The 23,565-nt window shown below is 32.1% G+C and carries 20 protein-coding genes, 1 tRNA gene and 2 pseudogenes; 7 read left to right on the top strand and 16 right to left on the bottom strand.

All coding sequences use genetic code 11. From position 1 onward, the window contains the following. The first annotated feature begins 10 nt into the window (after positions 1-10). On the top strand, positions 11-640 hold the full coding sequence (locus tag AC15TD_RS05145) for a carbonic anhydrase family protein (protein WP_484451060.1): 630 nt from the start codon (positions 11-13) through the stop codon (positions 638-640). 171 nt (positions 641-811) lie between these two features. Continuing rightward, entirely contained in the window at positions 812-2,659 is a 1,848-nt protein-coding gene (locus AC15TD_RS05140) for a SulP family inorganic anion transporter (protein ID WP_484451059.1), read from the top strand. Here the strand turns inward: AC15TD_RS05140 and fbp are convergent. Continuing rightward, positions 2,656-3,663: a class 1 fructose-bisphosphatase gene (gene fbp / locus AC15TD_RS05135; RefSeq protein WP_484451058.1), complete on the bottom strand. Its 1,008-nt coding sequence runs from the start codon at positions 3,661-3,663 to the stop codon at positions 2,656-2,658. The two genes, AC15TD_RS05140 and fbp, sit on opposite strands and share 4 nt — an antisense overlap. A gap of 123 nt (positions 3,664-3,786) precedes the next feature. Here fbp and AC15TD_RS05130 point away from each other — a divergent pair, with 123 nt between their 5' ends. The 3 genes from AC15TD_RS05130 to AC15TD_RS05120 all read left to right on the top strand — a co-directional run bounded on the left by AC15TD_RS05130 (position 3,787) and on the right by AC15TD_RS05120 (position 7,453). Further along, positions 3,787-4,266 (top strand): N-acetyltransferase family protein, encoded by a 480-nt coding sequence (locus tag AC15TD_RS05130; protein ID WP_484451057.1) that lies wholly within the window; start codon positions 3,787-3,789, stop codon positions 4,264-4,266. After that, positions 4,266-5,516 carry an aspartate kinase gene (locus AC15TD_RS05125; RefSeq protein ID WP_484451056.1) on the top strand — a complete coding sequence of 417 codons (1,251 nt, stop codon included), beginning with the start codon at positions 4,266-4,268 and terminating at the stop codon, positions 5,514-5,516. The genes AC15TD_RS05130 and AC15TD_RS05125 overlap by 1 nt, the downstream gene beginning before the upstream one ends. Positions 5,517-5,617: 101 nt before the next feature. Then, positions 5,618-7,453 (top strand): GNAT family N-acyltransferase, encoded by a 1,836-nt coding sequence (locus AC15TD_RS05120; RefSeq protein WP_484451055.1) that lies wholly within the window; start codon positions 5,618-5,620, stop codon positions 7,451-7,453. A gap of 67 nt (positions 7,454-7,520) precedes the next feature. Here the strand turns inward: AC15TD_RS05120 and AC15TD_RS05115 are convergent, their stop codons facing one another. The 12 genes and pseudogenes from AC15TD_RS05115 to AC15TD_RS05060 form a co-directional block, all read right to left on the bottom strand. Beyond that, a complete protein-coding gene (locus AC15TD_RS05115) occupies positions 7,521-7,889 on the bottom strand; it encodes a TM2 domain-containing protein (RefSeq protein ID WP_484451054.1) in 369 nt (122 codons plus the stop codon). Positions 7,890-7,944: 55 nt separating this feature from the next. Next, complete coding sequence (locus AC15TD_RS05110; protein ID WP_484451053.1) at positions 7,945-8,709, bottom strand: sulfite exporter TauE/SafE family protein; 765 nt, start codon at positions 8,707-8,709, stop codon at positions 7,945-7,947. A gap of 34 nt (positions 8,710-8,743) precedes the next feature. Next, positions 8,744-9,148: pseudogene (locus AC15TD_RS05105) on the bottom strand (VOC family protein). Continuing rightward, positions 9,141-9,471 (bottom strand): annotated as a pseudogene (locus AC15TD_RS05100) (VOC family protein). The pseudogenes AC15TD_RS05105 and AC15TD_RS05100 overlap by 8 nt, the downstream one beginning before the upstream one ends. Before the next feature lie 66 nt (positions 9,472-9,537). Beyond that, positions 9,538-9,996, bottom strand: a complete 459-nt coding sequence (locus tag AC15TD_RS05095) for a DUF1801 domain-containing protein (RefSeq protein ID WP_484451052.1) — start codon at positions 9,994-9,996, stop codon at positions 9,538-9,540. 24 nt (positions 9,997-10,020) lie between these two features. Beyond that, positions 10,021-10,956: a 2-hydroxyacid dehydrogenase gene (locus AC15TD_RS05090; protein ID WP_484451051.1), complete on the bottom strand. Its 936-nt coding sequence runs from the start codon at positions 10,954-10,956 to the stop codon at positions 10,021-10,023. Continuing rightward, positions 10,956-12,329, bottom strand: coding sequence for a magnesium transporter (mgtE, locus tag AC15TD_RS05085; RefSeq protein ID WP_484451050.1), 1,374 nt, complete (start codon positions 12,327-12,329; stop codon positions 10,956-10,958). Before mgtE ends, AC15TD_RS05090 begins: the two co-directional genes overlap by 1 nt. Before the next feature lie 19 nt (positions 12,330-12,348). Then, on the bottom strand, positions 12,349-13,122 hold the full coding sequence (gene rsmA / locus AC15TD_RS05080) for a 16S rRNA (adenine(1518)-N(6)/adenine(1519)-N(6))-dimethyltransferase RsmA (protein WP_484451049.1): 774 nt from the start codon (positions 13,120-13,122) through the stop codon (positions 12,349-12,351). Between the two features lie 20 nt (positions 13,123-13,142). After that, complete coding sequence (locus AC15TD_RS05075; RefSeq protein ID WP_484451048.1) at positions 13,143-13,466, bottom strand: DUF4286 family protein; 324 nt, start codon at positions 13,464-13,466, stop codon at positions 13,143-13,145. Between the two features lie 174 nt (positions 13,467-13,640). After that, positions 13,641-15,416 carry a tetratricopeptide repeat protein gene (locus AC15TD_RS05070; protein ID WP_484451047.1) on the bottom strand — a complete coding sequence of 592 codons (1,776 nt, stop codon included), beginning with the start codon at positions 15,414-15,416 and terminating at the stop codon, positions 13,641-13,643. A gap of 455 nt (positions 15,417-15,871) precedes the next feature. Next, positions 15,872-17,143, bottom strand: coding sequence for a serine--tRNA ligase (gene serS / locus AC15TD_RS05065; protein WP_484451046.1), 1,272 nt, complete (start codon positions 17,141-17,143; stop codon positions 15,872-15,874). A gap of 70 nt (positions 17,144-17,213) precedes the next feature. Then, positions 17,214-18,149, bottom strand: a complete 936-nt coding sequence (locus AC15TD_RS05060) for a bifunctional riboflavin kinase/FAD synthetase (protein WP_484451045.1) — start codon at positions 18,147-18,149, stop codon at positions 17,214-17,216. Between the two features lie 82 nt (positions 18,150-18,231). Between AC15TD_RS05060 and AC15TD_RS05055 the strand changes: the two genes are divergently transcribed. Further along, complete coding sequence (locus AC15TD_RS05055; RefSeq protein ID WP_484451044.1) at positions 18,232-21,003, top strand: reprolysin-like metallopeptidase; 2,772 nt, start codon at positions 18,232-18,234, stop codon at positions 21,001-21,003. Between the two features lie 9 nt (positions 21,004-21,012). On the opposite strand, the gene pth is transcribed toward AC15TD_RS05055, so the two are convergent. The 3 genes from pth to AC15TD_RS05040 form a co-directional block, all read right to left on the bottom strand. Continuing rightward, positions 21,013-21,639, bottom strand: a complete 627-nt coding sequence (pth, locus tag AC15TD_RS05050) for an aminoacyl-tRNA hydrolase (RefSeq protein WP_484451043.1) — start codon at positions 21,637-21,639, stop codon at positions 21,013-21,015. A gap of 78 nt (positions 21,640-21,717) precedes the next feature. After that, the gene (locus tag AC15TD_RS05045; protein WP_484451042.1) at positions 21,718-22,371 is read right to left on the bottom strand and encodes a 50S ribosomal protein L25/general stress protein Ctc; all 654 of its coding nucleotides are present in this window, start codon (positions 22,369-22,371) and stop codon (positions 21,718-21,720) included. 24 nt (positions 22,372-22,395) lie between these two features. Then, on the bottom strand, positions 22,396-23,337 hold the full coding sequence (locus AC15TD_RS05040; protein WP_484451041.1) for a ribose-phosphate pyrophosphokinase: 942 nt from the start codon (positions 23,335-23,337) through the stop codon (positions 22,396-22,398). Positions 23,338-23,481: 144 nt separating this feature from the next. Here AC15TD_RS05040 and AC15TD_RS05035 point away from each other — a divergent pair. Next, positions 23,482-23,563: transfer RNA gene (locus AC15TD_RS05035), tRNA-Leu, on the top strand. Positions 23,564-23,565 lie beyond the last annotated feature (2 nt).

The following is a 23,565-nucleotide window of genomic DNA, read 5'->3' as shown; positions in this document are numbered from 1 at the left end:
TTAAAATATCATGAAGGCACATACAAGAGAAACACAAGCAACAATGACACCACAAAAGTCATTGCGATATTTAAAGGAAGGAAATCAAAGGTTTCAAAATAATTTAAAAGCAAATAGAAACTTATTAGAACAGGTAAATGACACAAGCGATGGCCAATTTCCATTTGCAACGATTTTAAGTTGTATTGATTCACGTGTATCAGCCGAATTGGTTTTTGACCAAGGATTAGGTGATATTTTTAGTGTAAGAATAGCTGGAAACTTTGTGAACCAAGATATTTTAGGGAGTATGGAATTTGCTAGTAAATTAGCAGGGACAAAACTTATTGTTGTTTTAGGACATACCAGTTGTGGTGCCGTAAAAGGTGCTTGTGACGATGCTAAACTTGGCAATTTAACGTCTATGTTAAGTAAAATTAAACCTGCGGTTAAAGCGGTTAAAGAACCAAAAGATGCAAGTTTAAGAAATTCTAAAAACTCAGAGTTTGTAGATAATGTATCTCACATGAATGTTAAATTAACCATTGACAGAATTCATGAAGAAAGTCCAGTTCTTAGTGAAATGGAGAAAAATGGGGAAATTTTAATTATTGGTGCGATGTATGATATTAATACTGGTGCAGTTGAATTTTTTGAATAATACATTATGAGTTAAGGAATAAAAATATATTGAAAAAGAATACCACAAAAGGCAGTATTAATAATTACATTAGTGCTGCCTTTTTAACTAAAGATTGCTTTAAGGTATTTAAGACTACTTTTTTTAAAACAAAAAAAATATTACATTACAATCCATCAAAAACAATAATTTATGAAGAAACTATTTTCAAATGTAAAAGGTGATGCTTTTGGAGGAATTACCGCAGGTATTGTCGCTTTACCTCTTGCATTAGCTTTTGGAGTTTCTTCAGGTTTAGGTCCTAGTGCCGGACTTTATGGTGCTATTTTCCTTTCTTTTTTCGCAGCACTTTTTGGAGGCACCAGTACTCAAATATCTGGGCCAACTGCACCTATGACCGCTGTTAGTATGGTTGTAATTGCGGGCATCATAGCTGTAAATGATGGTGATGTTGAAAAAGCACTACCAGCTATTTTAACGGTGTTTTTATTAGCGGGATTAATGCAAGTTGGTCTTGGCGCATTAGGCTTAGGCAAATATATTAAATACATTCCCTATCCTGTAGTTTCCGGTTTTATGACAGCGATAGGTGTCATTATTTTAATCACGCAAGTTTTACCTTCTATAGGATATTATCCAAAAGAAGACATGGAATTTGTAAGTCAATTTAAACCTGAAGCAGAAGAATTAATCTTAGAAAATATTTTAAAAGAAGAGGCTGGTGAAGGTATCTTAGTCCTAGAAAATTTTAAAGAAACCGTAAATAGAGCACATTTTATAACTGAAAATGACATTTTAAAAGAATCTAAAACACTTGCCAAAAATAAAGCCTCAGGTGTTTTAGGAACTCTAAAAGTATTACCGCGAGCAATACAAGAAATAAAATGGTTAGAATTGATTTTAGCATTAGCAACCATCTTTATCATTTATGGCTTTAAACGTATTACCACAAAAATACCAAGCACGTTAGTAGCTTTAGTGGTTGTGTCAGGGGTTGCTATTGCATTTGGATTAAAATACAGACGTATTGAAGAAATCCCTAGTGGTATTCCTATTCCTAATCTAGAAATTTTCACAACTTTTAGTTTAGAAAAAATTACACCGTATATCTTTACAGCTCTAACACTAGCACTGCTTGGAGCGATAGATTCGTTATTAACAAGCGTGGTGGCAGATAATATGACAAAAACTAAACACAAACCTAATAAAGAATTGATTGGGCAAGGTATAGGTAATGGTATTGGGGCTATTTTTGGTGGTATTCCTGGAGCTGGAGCAACTATCAGAACGGTAGTTAATATTAATTCTGGAGGAAAAACAAAACTATCAGGCATGATTGCTAGTATTATGCTTCTTTTTATATTATTAGGTTTAGGGCCGGTAGCTTCAGAAATTCCAGCTGCAGTACTTGCTGGTATTTTAATAACGGTAGGTATTGGTGTTATGGATTATAAAGGCTTAAAAGCTATACCTAGTTTACCTAAAGATATTAAAATTGGTCCTTTAAAATTAAGTTCTGAAGTTATGGTAATGATTGTGGTATTACTATTATCAACCTTTTGGAATTTAGTATATGCTGTAGGTATTGGATTGGTTATTGCCTCTTTAATGTTTATGAAAAAAATTGGCGATTTAACAGCAGAACGCTCAGATGTTAAATCTTTAAAAGAAGAAGTCTGGGAAGATGAACACGGTTTTCCTCCTCAATTAAAAGAAGATGTTTTTATTAAACATATTAAAGGCCCTTTATTTTTTGGTTCGACTAACGAGTTTTTAAGTTTAGCAGCACAAATTCCAAATACGGCTTCAAAAGTAATTATACGTTTAGACCGTATGCAGTATATCGATCAATCAGGACTATATGCTATGGAAGATGTATTACAGGAACTTAGTAAAAATAATATCACTGCTTTGTTTGTTGATCTTCAAAATCAACCAAAATATATGATGGAACGTATTGATATCATCCCTGATTTAATACCCTATGAACATATTTTTGAAACTTTTAAAGACTGCTTAAACTGGATTAAAGAAAATTAATGTGCGTCTCTCATAAACTCTTCAACTTTTTCAACCATGTTTTTACTGCCACAAACAAATGGTGCGCGTTCATGTAATTCTGAAGGTTGTATATCCATAATCCTGGTAAATCCATCGCTCGCTTTTCCATTGGCTTGTTCAGCTAAAAATGCCATAGGATTACATTCATACAGCAAGCGTAATTTACCGTTAGAATTTAAAGAACTTTTAGGGTATAAATAAATACCGCCTTTTATCATATTTCTATGAAAATCTGACACTAAAGAGCCTATATATCTCGATGTATATGGTCTATCGCCTTCTTCCTTTTGACAGTACTTTATATAATTCTTAATACCTTGAGGAAAATGAATATAGTTCCCTTCATTGACTGAATAAATAGTCCCATCTTCAGGAAATTGCATATCAGGGTGTGATAAATAAAATGTTCCTATAGCAGGATTGAGGGTAAAGCCATTAACCCCGTCGCCAGTTGTATAAACCAGCATGGTAGACGTTCCATAAACCACATACCCAGCGGCAACTTGTTGATTGCCTTTTTGTAAAAAATCCTCCAAAGTTACAGGCGTACCAATAGGTGTGACACGTCTATAAATAGAAAAAATAGTTCCAACAGACACATTCACATCAATGTTTGAAGAGCCATCTAACGGATCTATCAAGACAATATATTTATTTTGATGATTTTCATCTTGACTGTTAATAGAAATGAAATCATCTTCTTCTTCGCTAGCAATACCGCAGACTATATTTCTATTGGTAAGTGTTTGAATAAATTTATCATTCGCATACACATCTAATTTCTGCTGATTTTCTCCTTGAACATTTACATCACCTGCAGCACCAATAATATCAACCAACCCTGCTTTATTAACCTCATGATTAACTACTTTTGCAGCTAAGCGAATGGAATTGATAAGGCTAGATAATTCTCCAGATGAATATTTAAAAGACGCTTGATTTTCTATAATAAACTCACCTAAAGTTTGCTTTTTATTAGCCATGTAAAATTTTAATTTTGTTTTATACAAATATCAATTATTTTTCATTGTACTACAACGTTTTCGTATATTAATCACATTTCTAAATAAAGAACTTTACACTATCTTTGAATTAAATTTAGAACTATGAATTTCACCATCAGAAATGCCACTGAAGAAGATATGCCCCAAGTGCTTAATCTAATTCATGAATTAGCAGTATTTGAAAAAGAAGCCGATGCTGTTGAAGTAACGGTAAATGATTTAGAACAAGACGGTTTTGGTGAAAATCCTGCATTTCATTGTTTTATAGCAGAGGTCGACAACAAAATTGAAGGTATGGCGTTGGTTTACCATAGGTATTCTACTTGGAAAGGGAACGTATTACACCTTGAAGATTTAATTGTAAGTGAAGCTATGAGAGGTGCCGGTATTGGTTCAAAGTTATTAGATGAAGTTGTAAAATACGGCCATTCTTTAGGTGTAAGACGTATTAGTTGGGAAGTTCTAGACTGGAACGAACCTGCCATTAAATTTTACGAAAAAAATGGTGCGAATGTGATGCGCGATTGGAATGTGGTTCATCTCAATGAACAAGGCATAAAAAATTATATATCTAAACGATAATGCAAGTATTTAAATTTGGTGGCGCCTCTGTAAAAGATGCCAATGGAGTTAAGAATTTAGCCTCTGTATTACAAAAAGTAGGTTACAATAAAACCTTAGTGGTAGTTTCTGCTATGGGCAAAACAACCAATGCCTTAGAAATCGTTCTTAATAACTATTTTAATAATAAAGGTGAATTACAAAGTTCATTACAAGAGGTTAAAAAATACCATAATGCCATTCTTTTAGATTTATTTGAAAATGAACACCATGCCGTTTTTAAAAATGTATCTCATTTGTTTGAAGAATTAAACCGTTTTTTAAATAGTAATAAATCGCCTGATTACAACTTTGTTTATGACCAAATTATAGGCTTTGGCGAATTAGTTTCTACGCTTATTATAAGTCATTATTTAAACGATATTGGTTTAAAAAATACGTGGTTAGATGTGAGAGAATATATTAAGACGGATAACTATTATAGAAGATCTAATGTAAATTGGGAAGATACCCAACATTTAATATCCACGACATTTAAAACCTCTACTTTAAACATAACACAAGGCTTTTTAGGAAGCGATGCCAACAATTTTACCACAACCCTTGGTAGAGAAGGTAGTGATTATACAGCCGCTATTTTTGCCTATTGTTTAAATGCAGAAAGCGTTACCATTTGGAAAGATGTTCCTGGTGTTTTAAATGCAGATCCGCGTTATTTTGAGAACGCCCAATTACTCAATACCGTATCCTATAGAGAAGCCATTGAATTAGCTTTTTATGGGGCTTCGGTTATTCACCCAAAAACATTACAACCTCTGCAGAGAAAAGAAATTCCATTGTTTGTAAAATCTTTTTTAAACCCAGAAAAACCAGGAACAAAAATCGGGAAAGACATAACTCTTGAGCCTAATATTCCTTGTTTTATTGTCAAGAAAAATCAAGTATTAATTTCATTGTCTTCATTAGATTTTTCATACATTGTTGAAGATAATATTAGTGAAATATTTAGCTTACTTCATTTATATAAAATGAAAGTAGATGTCATTCAAAATTCGGCCATTAGTTTTTCTGTTTGTGTTGATAATATATATCTCAATCTGGATAAATTGTTACATCATTTAAAAGCAAAATTTAATGTAAGTTGCTATGAAAATGTATCGCTTTATACCATTAGAAACTATAACGATAAAGCCATTCAGCAACTAGAACAAGGTAAAACAATATTGCTTAAACAGTTAACACAAGGAACCATTCAAATTGTAACTGAATAATATTTTAAAATGTAGATAAAAGATAATTTTAATGGTTTTCATAATGTCTTTGCCTTATTATATGCGAGTAAAAAATAAAAAAATTGATTAGGTTTGTAAGTATGGCCAAAAAAACTGATACGGGTTTAGTTTCCGCAAAAGAAGTCGCTAAAGTTATAAATATTGATAACTATGGTTTTATTGGTACTTTTATTGGATGGCTTCTTATTAAGTTGCTAAAAATATCTACGCTTAATAAAATTTACAATCGCAATAAACATCTTAAAGATCTTACCTTCTTAAATAGCATTCTTGATGATTTCAAAATAAAATTTGAAATCCCTGAAGAAGATTTAAACCGATTACCAAAAGATGGGGCTTACATCACCATTTCAAATCATCCTTTAGGTGGTATTGATGGTATTTTGTTGTTAAAATTAATGCTTGAACAGAGACAAGATTTTAAAATAATAGCCAATTTCTTATTACATAGAATAGAGCCATTAAAACCTTATATCATGCCTGTTAATCCTTTTGAAGACAGGAAAGACGCAAAATCGAGTATTTCAGGATTTAAAAATTCTTTGTTACATTTAAAAGAAGGGCATCCGCTTGGTATTTTTCCAGCAGGTGAGGTCTCAACGTATCAAGATGGTAAATTGGTAGTTGACAGGCCTTGGGAAGAGGCAGCCATGAAATTGATTAAAAAAGCCGAAGTTCCTGTTGTGCCCATTTATTTTCATGCCAAAAACAGTCGGCTTTTTTATAAGCTTTCTAAAATTAGTGACACTTTAAGAACAGCTAAACTGCCTTCTGAATTGTTGACTCAAAAACGTCGAGTTATTAAAGTAAGAATAGGAAAGCCTATTTCGGTTGTTGATCAAAAAGAGCATGCTTCACTTGATGAGTTTTGTGATTTTTTAAGACGCAAAACCTACATGCTATCAAATTCTTTTGAAGATAAATCTAAAATATTAGACAATCTCTCTTCATCCCTAAAAACCCTTAAAATACCTAAGCGCATTGTAACGCCTATTGCCCCTGAGTTAATGGCTAAAGAAGTCGAGGCTATTAGAAAAGACGATTGTAGGCTATTACAAAGTAAAAACTATGAAGTGTTTTTAGCTCAAGCAGATAAAATTCCTAACATTTTAAGAGAGATAGGAAGGCTCAGAGAAATAACGTTTAGGGAAGTTGGTGAAGGTACCAATGAAGCTATAGACCTTGATCAATTTGACACCTTTTATTACCATATGTTTCTTTGGGATAATGAATCTAAATTAATTGCAGGAGCCTATAGAATGGGGCTTGGTTCGAAGATATTTGCTAAATATGGCATTGATGGTTTTTACCTTCAGGACCTTTTTAGATTTGAGCCAGAACTACATAAGATGATGAGTCAATCCATTGAAATGGGCCGTGCATTTATCATCAAAGAATATCAACAAAAACCCATGCCACTGTTTTTACTTTGGAAAGGTATTGTGCATACTACATTGCGTTTTCCTGAGCATAAGTTTTTAATTGGCGGAGTTAGCATTAGCAATCAGTTTTCAAACTTCTCTAAATCTTTAATGATTGAATTTATGAAATCACATTACTATGACCCTTATTTAGCACAATATGTGCATCCTAAAAAAGAGTTTAAAGTAAAACTTAAAGATGCCGATAAAGATTTTGTGTTTGATGAAACTGAAGCTGATTTAAATAAGTTTGATAAATTTATTGACGAAATAGAACCAGGAGCTTTACGTTTACCGGTTCTTCTTAAAAAATACATCAAGCAAAATGCAAGACTCGTAGCTTTTAATGTAGATCCGTTATTCAATAATTCTGTAGACGGATTGATGTACATTAAAATTGCCGACTTACCTGAAAGTACCGTAAAGCCTGTTATGGAGGAATTTCAAGCCGAATTGGAACGAAAGTTCACGGAGAATTCTGAAGAAAATAAATAATACCAAAAGACAAAAAATAAAATAAAAAAGACAAAATTAGTTTTGGGTTTTTTATTTCTAAATATTTTTAAAACCAAGGTTTCTTACCTACTTGATACGTATTATAAAACTCTTCGTCAGACTTTGCTAGGTAAATAATCCCTTCAATTAAACCAATTATTCCCATGGCTGAAGCACCAATGCCACACGTAAATACCCCAATAATTAAAGTTATAGCCAACATAATAAGACCTTCCTTGGTATATCCTAATATAAATTTATGTATCCCAATCGATCCAAATAAAATAGCCAGCACGCCAGCTAATATTTTCTTGTTACTATCAGTAAAGGTTTCTTTTGCATTTTCTGCAAATTCTGAAGCTGTTTCCTTGGCCTCATCGGTAAATTCCTTCGCCTTACCTTTAAGGTCGTCGCTAAAATTCTTTTCTTCTGACATGATAGTTTATTTTGGTTTGAAATTTAAAAGTAGTAAAAAAAATCGTAGCTCTGTTTTATCTTAATAATAAAATAATCCCGCCAATAGCAGTCACTATTAAAATAAATCTCCGGTAATTTAAATTTGAAATAAGTTTTACAATGGATACTCCAATAAAAAAACCTGCGACGACTAGGGGTATCATGACTGAATTTAAAACTAAGGTTTCTATAGTAACGGTTTTCCAGATAAAAAAATGAAATGGTAACTTAAACACATTAATAATAAAAAATAACCATGCCGCTGTTCCTATAAACTCATTTTTAGGAAATCGCATTGCGAGAAAATAAATGTTTGAAACCGGTCCAGCCAAATTACCTATCATGGTTGTAAATCCTGCTAAAAACCCTGCAATCCAGGGAAATAATTTGTTTTTAGGAACGGCGGTTGATTTTCTTCTTTCTGACAAAAACATGAGAATAACAGAACCGATAATAATAATGGCCATTAATCGCTTAAAAATCGCTTCAGAAATATCATTTCCTAACCAGACGCCTACCAAGACACCAACAATCATCATAGGTAATAGCTTGAAAATATATTTCCACTGTGCATGGCGATTGTAGTAGATAACCGCCAAAATATCAGCACTAATTAACATGGGTAACAAAACGCCTGTAGATTCTTTTTCACCAAACACAAAAGCTAGAATTACCACGATAATAATTCCAATTCCCTTAATCCCAGATTTAGCTAATCCTAATAAAAAGACAGCTAAACCAATAGCTGTCCATTGTAACCAAGATAAATTAAAAGATTGTAAAATTTCTATATAGGTCAATAGTAATTATGATTTGTGAAATTAATTGTGGAAATTACAAAAAAACACTATCAATGGGTTCCCAAAGCTCAATTTTATTGCCTTTATTATCAAGTCTCCAGCCAAATTTCCCGTAGTCATATTCTTCTATTTCACCAATTATGGTCACGTCTTCTTCTTTTAATGTTTTTAAAAGTTCTGATAAATTTTACACACGCTAATTAAACATAAAATCTTTTTTTGAAAGCTTATAATAACGGGTATCTTGGGGAAACGGGCTCCATTGTGTAGCACAGTCTTTGCCTTTTTTATCTCTCCACCAAAACGTACAACCGTAATCATCCGTATTAAAACCTAAATGTTTTTTATACCAATCTTTTGTTTTTTTTGGGTCTTTTGTTTTAAAAAATAATTCACCAATACCAGTAACTCTTTTTTTCGTTTTAGCAAATTTACACATGTTGATCTATAAGTATGGTATTTCCATCTGGATCAAAAAGCGCAAAACTCGCTGGTCCCATTGTACTTCCATCTACCTCATTTTCAAATTTAACACCACTTGATTTTAGTTCTTTTTGAATAGCTCTAATATCATCGAAAGATTCAAGTTTATTTGCATTTTCATCCCAACCTGGATTAAAGGTTAAAATATTATTTTTAAACATCCCCTGAAAAAGACCAATAAGGGCATTTCCATTTTTCATAATTAAGATAATTTTTTTCTATTTGCCCAGCATAAACACTAAATCCTAGTTTTTCATAAAATTGTTTTGAAACCTTAATATCCTTAACACTTAGGCTTACTGAAAATGCTCCTTATTTCATAGTTTTAGTTGTTATCGGTTAATATTACTTCTTTTTAATATTGTTTTCATAAACCGTAATCCAATCATCAACGGTCATTTTTTTTACTAACTCTCCTATTAACTCATAAGGAATGTCATCCATATATTTAAAACGGATACAGCTTTTACCCATATCTAGTTTACGTTTGGTATACTTAGGAAATTCCTTAGTAAACCATTCATACAATTTCTTTTCTGCATAAATACCCATGTGATAAACAGCAACAAAGTTTTTTTGGGAAGCGATATTTATAAAAGGAAGAGGTAATTCTGGAGTACAATGATAACCATCAGAGTATATACTATGAGGTACTACATAACCAATCATCCCATAACACATGGTTTCCTCAAATCCCTTCGGTAAGTTTTTAATAATCAGTTCTCGAATCTTCCTTATAGCAATTTGTCGTTCTTTGGGGAGTTGTTTTATATAATCTTCAGGCGAACTAGCTTTATATTGCATAATCTAACTTTTAAACTTCTAAAGTTAGCAAAATTTTATTTTTATTTTATCCACAATAGTTTGTGCTAATTTTTCTTTGCTTTCTATGGTCCAACCAGCAATATGCGGCGTTAATAAAACATTTTCAGAATCAATTAAATATTGAAAAGCGTTAGGTATTTCTGTTGAAAATAAATTCTCAAAAGATGCTTTTTCATATTCTAAAACATCTAATCCAGCACCAAGAATTTTACCAGATTTAAGAGCGTCTACTAAATCACTGGTCACTACACTTTTCCCTCGAGCTGTATTTAAAAACCAAAATGGGTTTTTAAATTGATTAATAAAAGCCTTATTAATCATATTCAACGTTAATGGCGTTTGTGGTGTATGTAAACTTAAAACATCTGCTTTTTCTTGTAATTCTAATAGTGATACTTGTTTAGCATTTTCATCGCCAACATGGTCTTTAATATCGTAACAAACCACTTCAACATCAAACCCGCATAATTTTTTAGCAAAGGCTTTTCCCATATTACCATATCCTACGAGACCAATGGTTTTCCCGTCGAGTTCAATACCACGATTCTCTTCACGTAACCATTTCCCATGTCTCACTTCGTCATCTGCTTTATTAAGTTTATTAAACAACGATAGTAACATCCCTAATGTATGCTCACCAACAGCATTTCTGTTACCTTCTGGAGCCACAATAAGCGTGATGCCTTTTTTTTCGGCATAATCACAATCTATATTTTCTAATCCAGCACCTACTCTTCCAATAAATTTTAGATTTATTGCAGCATCAATAAATTGTTTATCAATTGAAAATCGGCTCCTTATTACAATACCATCATAGTCCTGAATTTTTGTTTCAATCATTTCTTTAGAAGAATTATAATCTTCGTGATTGATAAAACCTAACTCATTGAGTTGATTGATTAATAATTGGTGATTAGTATCTAAATGAAGAATTTTCATTAAAACCCGATAATAATTTTGGCTATTAAAAAGTATATTAAAATTCCAAAAACATCATTACTTGTAGTGATAAACGGTCCGGTAGCAACCGCAGGATCAATACCTCTTTTATCAAGAAAAATAGGGATAAACGTACCTATTAAAGCCGCCATAATGATAACAGCAATAAGCGCAATGCAAATGGTTAAAGATTCATAATAGGTTGTTTTAAAAATAAAATGACTTATAATCAAAACGATGATTGCAATGGCGAGTCCGTTAACCAGACCCAAAAGAAACTCTTTAAATAATCGTGATACTAGTTTGCCATCAATAGAGTCATTGGCTATACCTTGAACTACAATAGCAGACGATTGTACACCTACATTTCCTGCTGTGGCTTGAATTAGCGGAATGAATAGCATTAATGCAGGGAATTTTAGCATGGCATCACTAAAACCGTTTATGATACTTGCCGCACCAATACCACCAAACATCCCTATTAACAACCAAGGCAAACGTGCTTTTGTAAGTTCCCAAATACTATCATCGGCTTCCACATCGCTGGTAATACCGGCTGCTAATTGGTAATCCTTTTCGGCTTCTTCTTTCATGACATCTACAATGTCATCAATAGTAATTCTCCCTAAAAGTCTTTGGTTATTATCGACTACCGGAATGGCTTCCAAATCATATTTTTGCATGACTCTAGCCACATCCTCTGCTTCATCATGCACGTTAACACTGTCTACACTTTTAATATATATATCTGATATTTTTTGTTCACTTTTTGCTACAATTAAATCTTTTAAAGAAAGCCGTCCTATAAGTCTGTTTTGCTTATCTACCACATAAATGGAGTGTACGCGCGTTACTTCTTTGGCCTGACCTCTAATTCGACGTAAGCATCCGGCAACTGTCCATGTTTCATAAACTTTAACCAACTCTTTAGCCATAAGTCCACCAGCTGTATCTTCATCATAGGCTAAAAGCTCTCTAATTTCTTCTTTATGCTCTTCATCTTCAATATGTGAGATAACCTGTTGCTGACGTTCCTCGGGCAGCTCGGCAATAATATCGGCGGCATCATCGGTATCAAGCTCCTCAACTTCTTCTGCAATCTCTTTATTTGATAAGTTTTTTAAAACCTTCTCTCTGTTATCTTCGTCAAGTTCCATGAGGACATCAGACGTCGTTTCAGAATCAAGAAGCTTAATAACATACATAGCCTCTTCCAGATTAAGTTCATCTAGAATTTCGGCAATATCAGCGTAATGAAATTCCTTTAAGAGTTTTTGTAGTTCTTTGTCGTTTTGTTGCTCAACTAAAAGTTCTACTTGCTCAATAAGTTCATCGCTTAATTGAAATTGTATGTTTTCGGTTTCTTCTATCAAAATAAAATATTAATAGGCTTTAATTATCGTTTTCAATCAAAAGTGTTAACGAAATAAATTCTTGAACACTTAATTGCTCCGGACGTTTGTCAAAGATAACATCTTCTCTTAAACTATCACTTAAATTGAATGTTTTTAAACTGTTACGAAGCGTTTTACGGCGTTGTTGAAATGCGGTTTTTACCACTTTAAAAAGTAATGACTCATCACAAGGCAATGTGAAATCTTTTTTTCTTGTGAGTCTTAGTACTCCAGATTCTACTTTTGGTGGCGGATTAAAAACTGATGGCGGTACAGTAAATAAATATTCGGCTTCATAAAATGCCTGCGCTAAAACCGATAAAATGCCATACACTTTACTTCCTTCTTTTGAACAAATACGTTGAGCTACTTCTTTTTGAAACATGCCTGAAAACTCAGGAATTTGCGCTCGCATTTCTAAGGTTTTAAAAACAATTTGGGTCGAAATATTGTATGGAAAATTTCCAATAATAGCAAATGACTCAAAATTAAAAACATCATTTAAGTCATACTTTAAAAAATCTTTTTCAATAACTCTGGGTGCAAGATTTAAAAAATTGGCTTTTAAATATTCAACTGATTCTGGATCAATTTCAATTACATAGGTTTTGATATCTTTTTTAAGAAGATATTTTGTTAAAACGCCCATACCTGGACCAATTTCTAAAACCTTATCGTAACCGTTTAAAGAAAGTGTATCTGCTATTTTTTCTGCAATAATTTCATCATTTAAAAAATGCTGTCCTAAATGTTTCTTTGCTTTTACGGTCATAATTAAATGTGTCTTTTAAATCATTTCTCTGTTACTGTATACTCATCAATTATTTCCAGTTCTGTTCTAAAGGATAACACTCGTTCTCCAAAATGTTTTAAAACGTCTTGACGCAAAATGTCTGCATCATTTTTATAATAAGACTCAAGTGCTTCTCTAGATTTTGCTCTATATTGAATGGAGTAAGTAACACCACCTAGGTCTTCTTCTACTAATACCCTTGTTAATTTAGCTTCGGTAAAATGACCGGTAGATAACACTTGTGGAATATGTTCTTTAACCCATTCTAGCCATTTTTCATGAATGCTTTCATTAATATTAGATGTTACGTTATAAATTATCATGGTAATCTTAATTTATTTGTATAACTGTTTTGCAAATAACAGAAGTTCTTAATCATCTTCAAAAGGTTTTACCCTTTTTTCATAAATAAAGACTTATTTCTCTATTCGTTTTATAGAATTCGTATAGTTAAGTTATGGAATTGCTGAGGTCTTTTTTAAATAAAAAACCTTTAGCTAATTTATTGCATCGCCCCTTAACGCTCTATATTTCTTTCTAGCTTCTATAAAGAAAATACTATCTGCATGATTAAATACAATATCTTCATATAATGCTTTAGCTTTTTCTGGTTGCGAAAGAAAATTAAGATAAAGATTTGCTAATGCAAAACTAGCGTCATCAACTAATATACCATCTTTATAATTTATTAGAATATTTGAATAATTAGTTTCTGCCTTTAGATATTCCTTTATCTCTTCATATAACTGTGCCTGCTTGTATAAGGCTTGAGGAACAATACTTTCTGTTTTATGATTTTTTAAAATGGTTTCCAATAAAGAAATAGCTTGTTCATTTTTATTTTGAAATGCCATTAAATCTGCTTTAGCATATAATTTTAATGCGACCTGAAGAGAATCTTCATATTTATTATCTGAAATTAAAAGTTTTAAATCTAAAGCATCATTGGCTATTAACTGTGATGTTGATGCTTTGAGAATTTTTAGTTGAGATTCTGCCCATGTAAACTCTCCTTTATAATAACTTGTTTTGGCAGCTTTAAATCTGGCTTGTTGTGATATGGTGCTGTTCTTTAAACTACGTTGTATTTGTGTATAATAAATTAACGCCGTGTTAAACTCCTCTTTTAAAACATAAATATCACCAAGTTCTAACTTAACTTGAGCTTTTTGCAAATCATTTAATGGTAAATTAAGTGTATTATCTAAAAAGATAGTTGCTTTATTAGTATCGTTTAAATAAAATGCCAAAAAATGAGCATAAGCAACTTGTAAATCCAAAGTTTGCGAAAACGTTCCATATTCTTGAAATAAATCCAAATACTTTTGGTTTATTTTTTTATAATTTTCACTTAGACTTTCTTCTGTTTCAATTTGAAGTAAGTTGTAATGTGCATCAAGTAATGTATCTATATCTTGTGCAGTATTAATTAAATAAACAAGAATTTCTTTAGCCACTTCATTGTCTTTTTCATTCATCGCAATGTTCGATAAGTCCACAATCCTGTCTAAACTTTCAGGGTTTCTATTAAAAATAGCTTTCTCTTGAATAAAGGCTTTATTAAAATCTTTCTGTTGAATAAATAGCCAGCTGAGCATATTATTCCAAATAATTTTTGGTTCTTCCTGATTCTTTTTGAGTAGAATCTTTCTTAGAAGAATATTATTTTCATTAGTAGCATCTTCTTTTATAAAATCATTAATGGCTCGTTTAATGTTATTTAAAGCAACATCATTATATTCAACAAAATCAATGTAACTATTAAACATTTTTTCAACATTACCTTGCTCCCCATAAATTTGAGCCATTTGTAAATTAAAATTAAAACTTGGTTTTAATATCATAGCTTTTTCAAAGGCTGCTAGTGCTTCATTTAGTAATGAGTGACTTTGAAAACTCCTAGATACTGAAAATACATTATTAGGATTTTGTTCTATCCCAGCCAGCGCTTTTGAGTAATAGGAGTTTGCTATATCCAACGCATCTTTGAGTTGATAATTATATCCTAATTCAACTAAAAAAGCAGGGAAATTAAAACGTTCTAAAAGTTCTAATAGGAATTTTTCGGCCTCATCATAGTTTTCTAATTGCTGATAAGAACTTACAATTCTATTAATATAATTAATATTTGAAGGTGATTTTGTGTATAGCTTTTTATATTCAATTAAAGCCTTTTCATACTCGCTATTTTCAAAATAATCATTTGCAAAAATATCTTCTTGTGCAAAGGCATTTGCACTTATTAAGAGTACTAATATAAAAAGGAATCTCATATGGTAAATATAACAAATGTGAAGCCTAGAAATTGTAAATATTATTATAAAAAAATGCCCGAATAAAATTCGGGCATTTACCAACCTAAATAAATACCTATTAATTTCCGTTAATTTTTAAAAACGAAATAATTACTAGATTGGGGACATTATTATATCAAAATATATCCCTATTTATTTACCACAATTGTGATTTTATTTTCAGATTTAGACAATTCAAAATCTGAAAATAAAACTTTACTGGCAAAAAATACTAGCAATAAAAGAAGGAAAATTCTCTTAAGGTTTTTCATGGGTTTTAGGCTAACTAGATTTGGTTGAGCTAACTTCTAAAATATATCTGAAATCTCAAAAGAAATCAATAAAAAATCGTTAAATAACTTGTTTTTTAAACACTTCGTCGATAATATTTAAAAATAAATCGATTTCTATAGGATGTTTTAAGTTGATTTGAATTAATCAATTATAGTAAAACCTGTATACTTTTGTAGTACTTCTGGGATTAGAATACCGTCTTTAGTTTGATAATTTTCTAAAATGCCAGCGAGTACTCTAGGCAATGCTAATGAGCTTCCGTTAAGGGTATGAGCTAACTCATTTTTTCCTTGACTATTTTTAAAGCGCAATTTTAAGCGATTCGCTTGAAAGGTTTCAAAGTTTGATACCGATGAAATTTCTAACCAACGGTTTTGTGCTGTAGAAAACACTTCAAAATCATAGGTTAAAGCGGAGGCAAAAGACGTATCGCCACCACATAATCTTAAAATTCTATAAGGTAATTTCAATTCTTTTAAAATACCTTTAACATGTTCAACCATACCATCTAATGCCTTGTATGAATTATTGGGATGCTCAACACGAATAATTTCAACTTTATCAAACTGATGCAATCTATTTAAACCTCTTACGTGCGCACCGTAACTACCTGCTTCACGACGAAAACAAGGTGTATAACCCGTAATGCCAATGGGTAAATCACTTTCATTAAGCAGTACATCTCTAAAGATATTGGTTCCAGGAACCTCAGCAGTTGGTATTAAATACAAATTATCTTCAGTAACATGATACATTTGCCCCTCTTTATCAGGCAATTGACCTGTTCCAAAACCAGAGGCTTCATTCACTAAAAGTGGTAACTGATATTCTGTGTAGCCAGCCTCTGTGTTTTTATCAAGAAAATAGGTGATTAAAGCCCGTTGAAGCTTAGCGCCTTTTCCTTTATACACTGGAAAACCAGCACCCGTAATTTTATTTCCTAATTCAAAATCAATAATATCATATTTCTTTGCTAATTCCCAATGTGGTAAAGCATTTTCATGTAATACAGGAACATCGCCTTCTTTGTAAACTTCTTCATTATCTTCTTCTGTACTACCTTGAGAAACAATCTCGTTTGGAACATTAGGTATTTTATAAAGCAATTCTGTTAAAGCTTCAATTTTATCTGTAAGAGACTCGTTAAGCGTTTTGGTGGTTTCTTTAATCTGGCTTGTTTTTTCTTTTAAAAGATTGGCTTTTTGTGCTTCTCCTGATTTGTACAAGTTCCCAATTTCCTTCGACAAGGCATTTGATTCAGCTAATAAACTATCCAACTCTGTTTGAATACGACGTCTGTCTTCATCTAAAGAAATAACATCATGTATCAAACTAGTTGCCTCAATATTTCGTTTTGCCAAACCAGCAATTACTAAGTCTTTATGTTCTCTAATAAAAGGTACTTGTAACATGTTTTAAAATTTAAGTGACAAATTTAGGAATTACTAGGAAACTTAACTTGTTTTATAGGTAAAAATCTAATTATTCAAAATGAGATTTTACGTATTGAAGCGATGTTTCTTTATCTTTTAATAACTGTGCTTTTAAAGCTTCAACCGATTCGAATTTAACCTCATCACGCAGACGGTGCAATAAGTTAATTTGAATCGTGGTATTGTAAATCTCTTTATTAAAATTAAAAAAATGAACTTCTATACTTTCATAATCCCCATTAACGGTTGGATTCATACCTATATTCAACATACCGTAAACCACTTGTTTATTAATTAGAGAGCTAACTATATAAGAGCCATGCATTGGTATTAATTTATAATCCTCATCTATAAAAATATTAGCAGTTGCAAAACCTAATTGCTTGCCCAAGCCTCTTCCTTTAATTACTTTCCCGGTAAGCATAAAATGATACCCTAAATACTTATTGGCTTTTTCTATATTTCCTTCATTTAAAGCTTTTCTAATTTTTGTAGAACTTACAGCGACATCATCAATATCCTGAGCCGAGATTTCTTCCACTTCAAAATTATATTGTAGGCCAAACTTTTTTAGGTCATCTATATTGGCATTTCTATTTCTTCCAAACCGATGGTCATACCCAATAATAACTTTTTTAGCATGGAGTTTATCAATCAGAATTTTTTTTACAAAATCTTCAGCGGACAATCGTGAAAATGTATGGGTGAATTTTTTTACAAGTAACTCATCTAAGCCTAACCCTTCAATAATACGAGCACGTTCGTCAATGGTATTAATAAGTTTAATGTTTGAATCTTTTTGTAATACCATTCTTGGGTGCGGAAAAAAGGTGAGAATGATTGATTTTAAATGGTCCTTTTTAGCGGTGTTTATAAGACGATTAATGATTTTTTGATGACCAATATGTACCCCATCAAAGGTTCCTATAGTTACTACCGCATCATTATTATTTGCATAAGATTCTATCCTACTAATGTTCCTCATAAAAAAGTCTAATTGCTAATTTCATTTAAAAAAACTAATTTTGTTATCAAGCTCTTTATGAAATTGCCCTAAATAATAATTTATGAAAGCAAAACTACATTATGTTTTCTCATTAACAATATTTTTGTTTAGTTTTTCGCTTTGTGCTCAAAACAATTATTTTAATAGGGTAAATGGAACTACTAAATCAACATCGAATAAACAAAAAGCATTCTCTAAAAAAGGAAATAAAGAAAAAATCTTTGAATTTAATTATGCTTACTTAACGAAGGCTTTAGCAAAAGCGTCTCACAGAAATACGGGGTCATCAAAATCTTCAAGCATTATCATAACATTTCCAAATATAAATGGTGAGTTTGAGAATTATCAAGTATTTGAAGCCTCTGTTATGCATCCAGATTTGCAAGCAAAATATCCCGAAATTAGATCTTATGTTGGATATGGCATTGACTCACCTTCATCGTATTTACGATTTAGTTTATCACCATATAAAGGGTTAACTGGTATAGTGATTTCAGGTGAAAATGAAAAAAATATAACTATTAATCCTTTAACTGGAGATATTACAAAAATACTTGTTGGAAAAAAATCAAAAACCGTAGATAAAGATAATGCCTTAATTTGTAAAACGATTACAGATATTAACCCTTCCTTTAAGACTAATAATTCAAGCAAATTCAGCAAAGCATTATCTGCTGATGCAACACTACATACTTTTGACATAGCTCTGTCTGTTACTGGAGAATACACGCAATATCACGGTGGCTCAAAAGCAGGTGCCAATGCAGGTATAATAGCAACCTTAACACGTGTTAATGCTATATTTGAAACGGATTTTAATATCACATTGCTTTTGATTGCGAATAATGATGAAATCGTATATATAAACCCTGATACAGATCCTTATTCCCCTAGTACAACAGGTACCAATACCCATCCTATTCATAGTACTGCACTCAACTGGAATGTAGAATTACAAGACGATGTTTTAACACCCATTATAGGAGAAGACAATTATGACGTTGGACATTTATTTGCTTTAGATGCTGCTGAAAGTAATGCAGGTTGTATTGGTTGTGTTTGCGTAAGCCAAGCACATATAGGCGGTAAAGGAAGTGGTTTTTCATCTGCTGCTGATGGTATTCCTGAAGGAGATAGTTTTGATATAGATTTTGTTATTCATGAATTGGGTCACCAATTTGGAGCTTATCATACGTTTTCTTTTACATCAGAATCATTTTCAGGTAATACTATTGCCCAAATGGAGCCAGGCAGTGGCTCAACTATTATGGGTTATGCTGGAGTAACAGGAGAAACCGATGTGCAATCTAATAGCGACCCTTATTTTCATGCTGTATCCATACAACAAGTGACAGCGCATGTTGCTTCAAGAACTTGTGATGTTGAAACTGCTACTGGAAATAATGTACCAAATGTTGTGGCTGGTTCAAATTTAACGTTACCAATTGGAACGCCTTTTAAACTTATTGGTTCTGCAACGGATGCAGATGCAACAGATATTCTCACCTATTGCTGGGAACAATTTGATGAAGACAATGCTTTAGATCCATACCCTGATCCAACATCAACAAGTAACGATAAACCTTTGTTTAGATCTTACTCACCAACGACATCCCCCGTTAGAATATTTCCAAAATTGACAGATTTATTAAATGGTGCTATTAATAGTACAACCTGGGAAAAAATACCTACAGTTACTAGAAGTGCTAAGTTTAGATTAACTGTTAGAGATAATAAAGCTGGTGGAGGTAGTAATAATTTTAGTGATATAACTGTGAATTGGGATGATACCAAAGGGCCTTTTGAAGTGACTTCGCAAGCAAGTACAGGAATATCATGGATAAGCGGAACTACAGAAACCATTACCTGGAACGTTAATCAAACCAATACAATGGCTGGAGCCTCGAATGTGAACATTTTACTTTCAACTGATGGAGGACTTACATATTCTACAATATTAAAATCTGACACTCCAAATGATGGAAGTGAAAATATTACCGTACCTAATATTCCTGCTACGTATTGTAGAATTATGATTGAACCGACAAACAACAACTTTTTTGCCATAAATTCTGAAGATTTTGGAATTGATTTTTTAGTCTCTCCTGCTTGCAATATTTTTACTTCTACCGATGTTAATGTACCTATTGCAATCACTGATGATGGTAGTGGTTTTACAGAATCATCATCTTTAAATGTTCCTTCTTCTGTTATAGTAACTGATGTAAAACTTTCTGTTGATATTTCACATGTTTTCCCGGGAGATATATTATTAGGTCTTGAAAGCCCTAACGGGACACTTTTAAATATACTTGAACCATTCAGTCCTTGTCAAGACGAAGATGAAAACATAATTGCAACTTTTAGTGATAGTGGTGCTACTCTTGATTGCAGTACTATTGGGGATGGCCTCATTTTTAAATCACCCATATCGTCTCTTAATGGTTGGGATGGTGAAAATGCTTCAGGTAATTGGATATTGAGATTAGGTGATGGTGGTATTGGAGATTTAGGTACTTTAAACAGCTGGTCGATAGAAATATGTTATGATAACATTACACCGTTAAGTACTGATGAGTTCGGATTTAATAATTTTAAAGTATTCCCAAACCCGAACAAAGGTGAATTTACTATTCAATTAAATAGCCAGTCTTCTAACAAAGTATATATCAACATTTATGATATTAGAGGACGACATATTTATAGCAAATCTTATCAAAACGATGGTAATTTTAGCGAGGCTATATTATTAAACAATGTTAATTCTGGTATGTATATATTAAACGTAAATGACAGTGTAAGAAGCTCTACTAAAAAACTAATTATAGAATAACATTATTTCTTATTTACCGTTAAATGTATTCATGGTGTTATTTACACCTGCTAAAGCAAAAGATTTTATTAATTCTACAGATTTATCCAGGCGTTCGGGAAGGGTTTTATTTTCTTCATCAGACCATTCCCCTAAAACATAATCAATCTGTTTTCCTTTACTAAACTCATCACTAATACCAAATCTGAATCGATTATAATTTGTGGTATTTAATTTTTCTTGAATATCTTTCAACCCATTATGGCCACCATCACTCCCTTTAGTTTTAAGGCGAATACTTCCAAAAGATAAGTTTAAATCGTCGGTCACAACTAATAAATTTTCTAAGGGAATTTTTTCTTTTGTTAACCAATATAAGACAGCTTTACCGCTCAGGTTCATAAACGTATTTGGCTTTATAAATACAAAGGTTCGTCCTTTAAGTTTATATGTAGCCACATCTGCTAATTTTTGTGTTTCAAAAGTTATATCTTCTTGTTCTGCAAATCTATCTAATATTTTAAACCCAATATTATGACGCGTATTTGCATACTTTTCACCAACATTACCTAAGCCTACAATTAAATATTTTTTCATAACATCTTGTACTTCTATATATTGCTTTGTTTTAAAAATATTTCTAAAAAATGAATACATAAAAGTTTAATTTGTGTAAAAATAAAAAAAGCATCCTGAAAAATACAGAATGCTTTTTTATTATTATCTAAAGAATATTTATTCTTGTGTAGCTTCTTCAGAAGTAGCTCCTTCTGCTCCTTCTACTCCTTCTGTTCCTTCTTCTCCTTCAACTCCTTCTTCTTCATCTTCTTCAACTTCTATAGCTGCACGAGCAGTTTTAACTTGTACAACTACTTGACTGTCTGGATGCAGAATTGTAAAATCTTCACTTTTTAGTTCTTCAACCGCGATAAGCATTCCAATTTTAAGTTTAGAAATATCAATATTAAAGAAATCTGGAAGTTTACTTGGTATTGCCTTAATTGCTAATTTTCTTTTTCTGAATAATAATCTACCGCCATTTCTTACACCTGGAGAATTTCCAACAAGTCTTACAGGAATATTCATTGTTACTGGCTTATCATCAAACAATTGATAGAAATCTATATGTAAAATTCTATCTGATACTGGATGAAACTGAATATCTTGCATTACTGCGTTGAAAGTTTCACCATTTTCTAAAGCAATCACAACTGTATGCGCATTTGGCGTGTATACAATTTTAGAGAATGCTAATTCTTCTGCTGAGAAATGAACTGGCTTATCTCCTCCGTATAATACGCAAGGAACCTGACCAGCATTACGTAAGGCTTTTGTTGATTTTTTGCCCACGCTTTCTCTTTGAGATCCGTTGATTGTAATTGATTTCATTTTCTATTTATATTAATTATTAAATTACATTATGAAATTAGAGCTTATTGAACTGTTCTCATGAACTCTATGCATCACATCTGCAAAAAGATTTGAACATGTTAACACTCTTATTTTGTCGCTTTTTGGCAATATAGGAATTGAATCGGTAACTATAAGTTCTTGAAGTTTCGATTTATTTATATTCTCATACGCGTTTCCTGATAAAATAGGATGCGTACATATAGCTCGTACACTTAAAGCACCGCGTTCCATCATTAAATCTGCTGCTTTTGCTAGGGTGCCGGCTGTATCAACCATATCATCAACCAATACCACATTCTTACCAGTAACATCACCAATCAATTCCATATGAGAAATGACATTGGCCTTTGCCCGTTGCTTATAACAAATAACTACATCACTCCCTAAGGCTTTTGAATAGGCATAAGCCCGTTTTGAACCACCCATATCTGGTGAAGCAATCGTTAAATTATCTAAATTCAAACTTCTTAAATAAGGCAGAAAAATAGTTGACGCAAATAAATGGTCTACCGGTTTTTCAAAAAACCCTTGAATTTGATCGGCATGCAGATCCATAGTAATAATCCTTGTCGCACCAGCCGCTTCAAGCATTTTAGCAACTAATTTAGCCGCAATTGGAACTCTTGGTTTGTCTTTTCTATCTTGTCTTGCCCAACCAAAATAAGGTAAAACAGCTGTAATATGTCTTGCTGATGCACGTTTAGCAGCATCAATCATCAACAGCATTTCCATTAAATTTTCTGGACCAGGATTAGTAGAACCAATAATAAAAATTCTAGTTCCCCTAATAGATTCTTCGTAAGATGGTTGAAATTCACCATCACTGTAGGTAGAAGTAATAACATTACCCAATTTTGCCCCATACGCTTTTGCGATTTTTTCACCCAGGACTTTACTTTTGGTACATGCAAAAATTTTAGCTTCTGTTACTACAATTGGCATTGTTAACTTATTGTTTTATAGTGATAAAGAATTCCTTTTTCTAAACGAGGTGCAAATTTATACATTTATTTTTACCTAAAAAGTATATTGTAGAGTATTTTTATGTATTTTATTGAAAAATAATATATTTTTGCAGTCTGAAATGCTCAAGTGGCGGAATTGGTAGACGCGCTGGATTCAAAATCCAGTACTTTCGGGTGTGTGGGTTCGATTCCCACCTTGAGTACT

It is taken from the genome of Yeosuana sp. (assembly GCF_057126245.1).
The sequence above is the reverse complement of the archived record's forward strand: the minus strand, read 5'-3'. Positions and strand labels throughout refer to the sequence as shown.

Excerpts from the sequence above, each read along its gene's own strand:
- AC15TD_RS05145 (WP_484451060.1), top strand. The coding sequence starts at position 11 with ATGAAGGCACATACAAGAGAAACACAAGCAACAATGACACCACAAAAG.
- AC15TD_RS05140 (WP_484451059.1), top strand. The coding sequence starts at position 812 with ATGAAGAAACTATTTTCAAATGTAAAAGGTGATGCTTTTGGAGGAATT.
- fbp (WP_484451058.1), bottom strand. The coding sequence starts at position 3,663 with ATGGCTAATAAAAAGCAAACTTTAGGTGAGTTTATTATAGAAAATCAA.
- AC15TD_RS05130 (WP_484451057.1), top strand. The coding sequence starts at position 3,787 with ATGAATTTCACCATCAGAAATGCCACTGAAGAAGATATGCCCCAAGTG.
- AC15TD_RS05125 (WP_484451056.1), top strand. The coding sequence starts at position 4,266 with ATGCAAGTATTTAAATTTGGTGGCGCCTCTGTAAAAGATGCCAATGGA.
- AC15TD_RS05120 (WP_484451055.1), top strand. The coding sequence starts at position 5,618 with ATGGCCAAAAAAACTGATACGGGTTTAGTTTCCGCAAAAGAAGTCGCT.
- AC15TD_RS05115 (WP_484451054.1), bottom strand. The coding sequence starts at position 7,889 with ATGTCAGAAGAAAAGAATTTTAGCGACGACCTTAAAGGTAAGGCGAAG.
- AC15TD_RS05095 (WP_484451052.1), bottom strand. The coding sequence starts at position 9,996 with ATGCAATATAAAGCTAGTTCGCCTGAAGATTATATAAAACAACTCCCC.
- AC15TD_RS05090 (WP_484451051.1), bottom strand. The coding sequence starts at position 10,956 with ATGAAAATTCTTCATTTAGATACTAATCACCAATTATTAATCAATCAA.
- rsmA (WP_484451049.1), bottom strand. The coding sequence starts at position 13,122 with ATGACCGTAAAAGCAAAGAAACATTTAGGACAGCATTTTTTAAATGAT.
- AC15TD_RS05075 (WP_484451048.1), bottom strand. The coding sequence starts at position 13,466 with ATGATAATTTATAACGTAACATCTAATATTAATGAAAGCATTCATGAA.
- AC15TD_RS05070 (WP_484451047.1), bottom strand. The coding sequence starts at position 15,416 with ATGAGATTCCTTTTTATATTAGTACTCTTAATAAGTGCAAATGCCTTT.
- serS (WP_484451046.1), bottom strand. The coding sequence starts at position 17,143 with ATGTTACAAGTACCTTTTATTAGAGAACATAAAGACTTAGTAATTGCT.
- AC15TD_RS05060 (WP_484451045.1), bottom strand. The coding sequence starts at position 18,149 with ATGAGGAACATTAGTAGGATAGAATCTTATGCAAATAATAATGATGCG.
- AC15TD_RS05055 (WP_484451044.1), top strand. The coding sequence starts at position 18,232 with ATGAAAGCAAAACTACATTATGTTTTCTCATTAACAATATTTTTGTTT.
- pth (WP_484451043.1), bottom strand. The coding sequence starts at position 21,639 with ATGTATTCATTTTTTAGAAATATTTTTAAAACAAAGCAATATATAGAA.
- AC15TD_RS05045 (WP_484451042.1), bottom strand. The coding sequence starts at position 22,371 with ATGAAATCAATTACAATCAACGGATCTCAAAGAGAAAGCGTGGGCAAA.
- AC15TD_RS05040 (WP_484451041.1), bottom strand. The coding sequence starts at position 23,337 with ATGCCAATTGTAGTAACAGAAGCTAAAATTTTTGCATGTACCAAAAGT.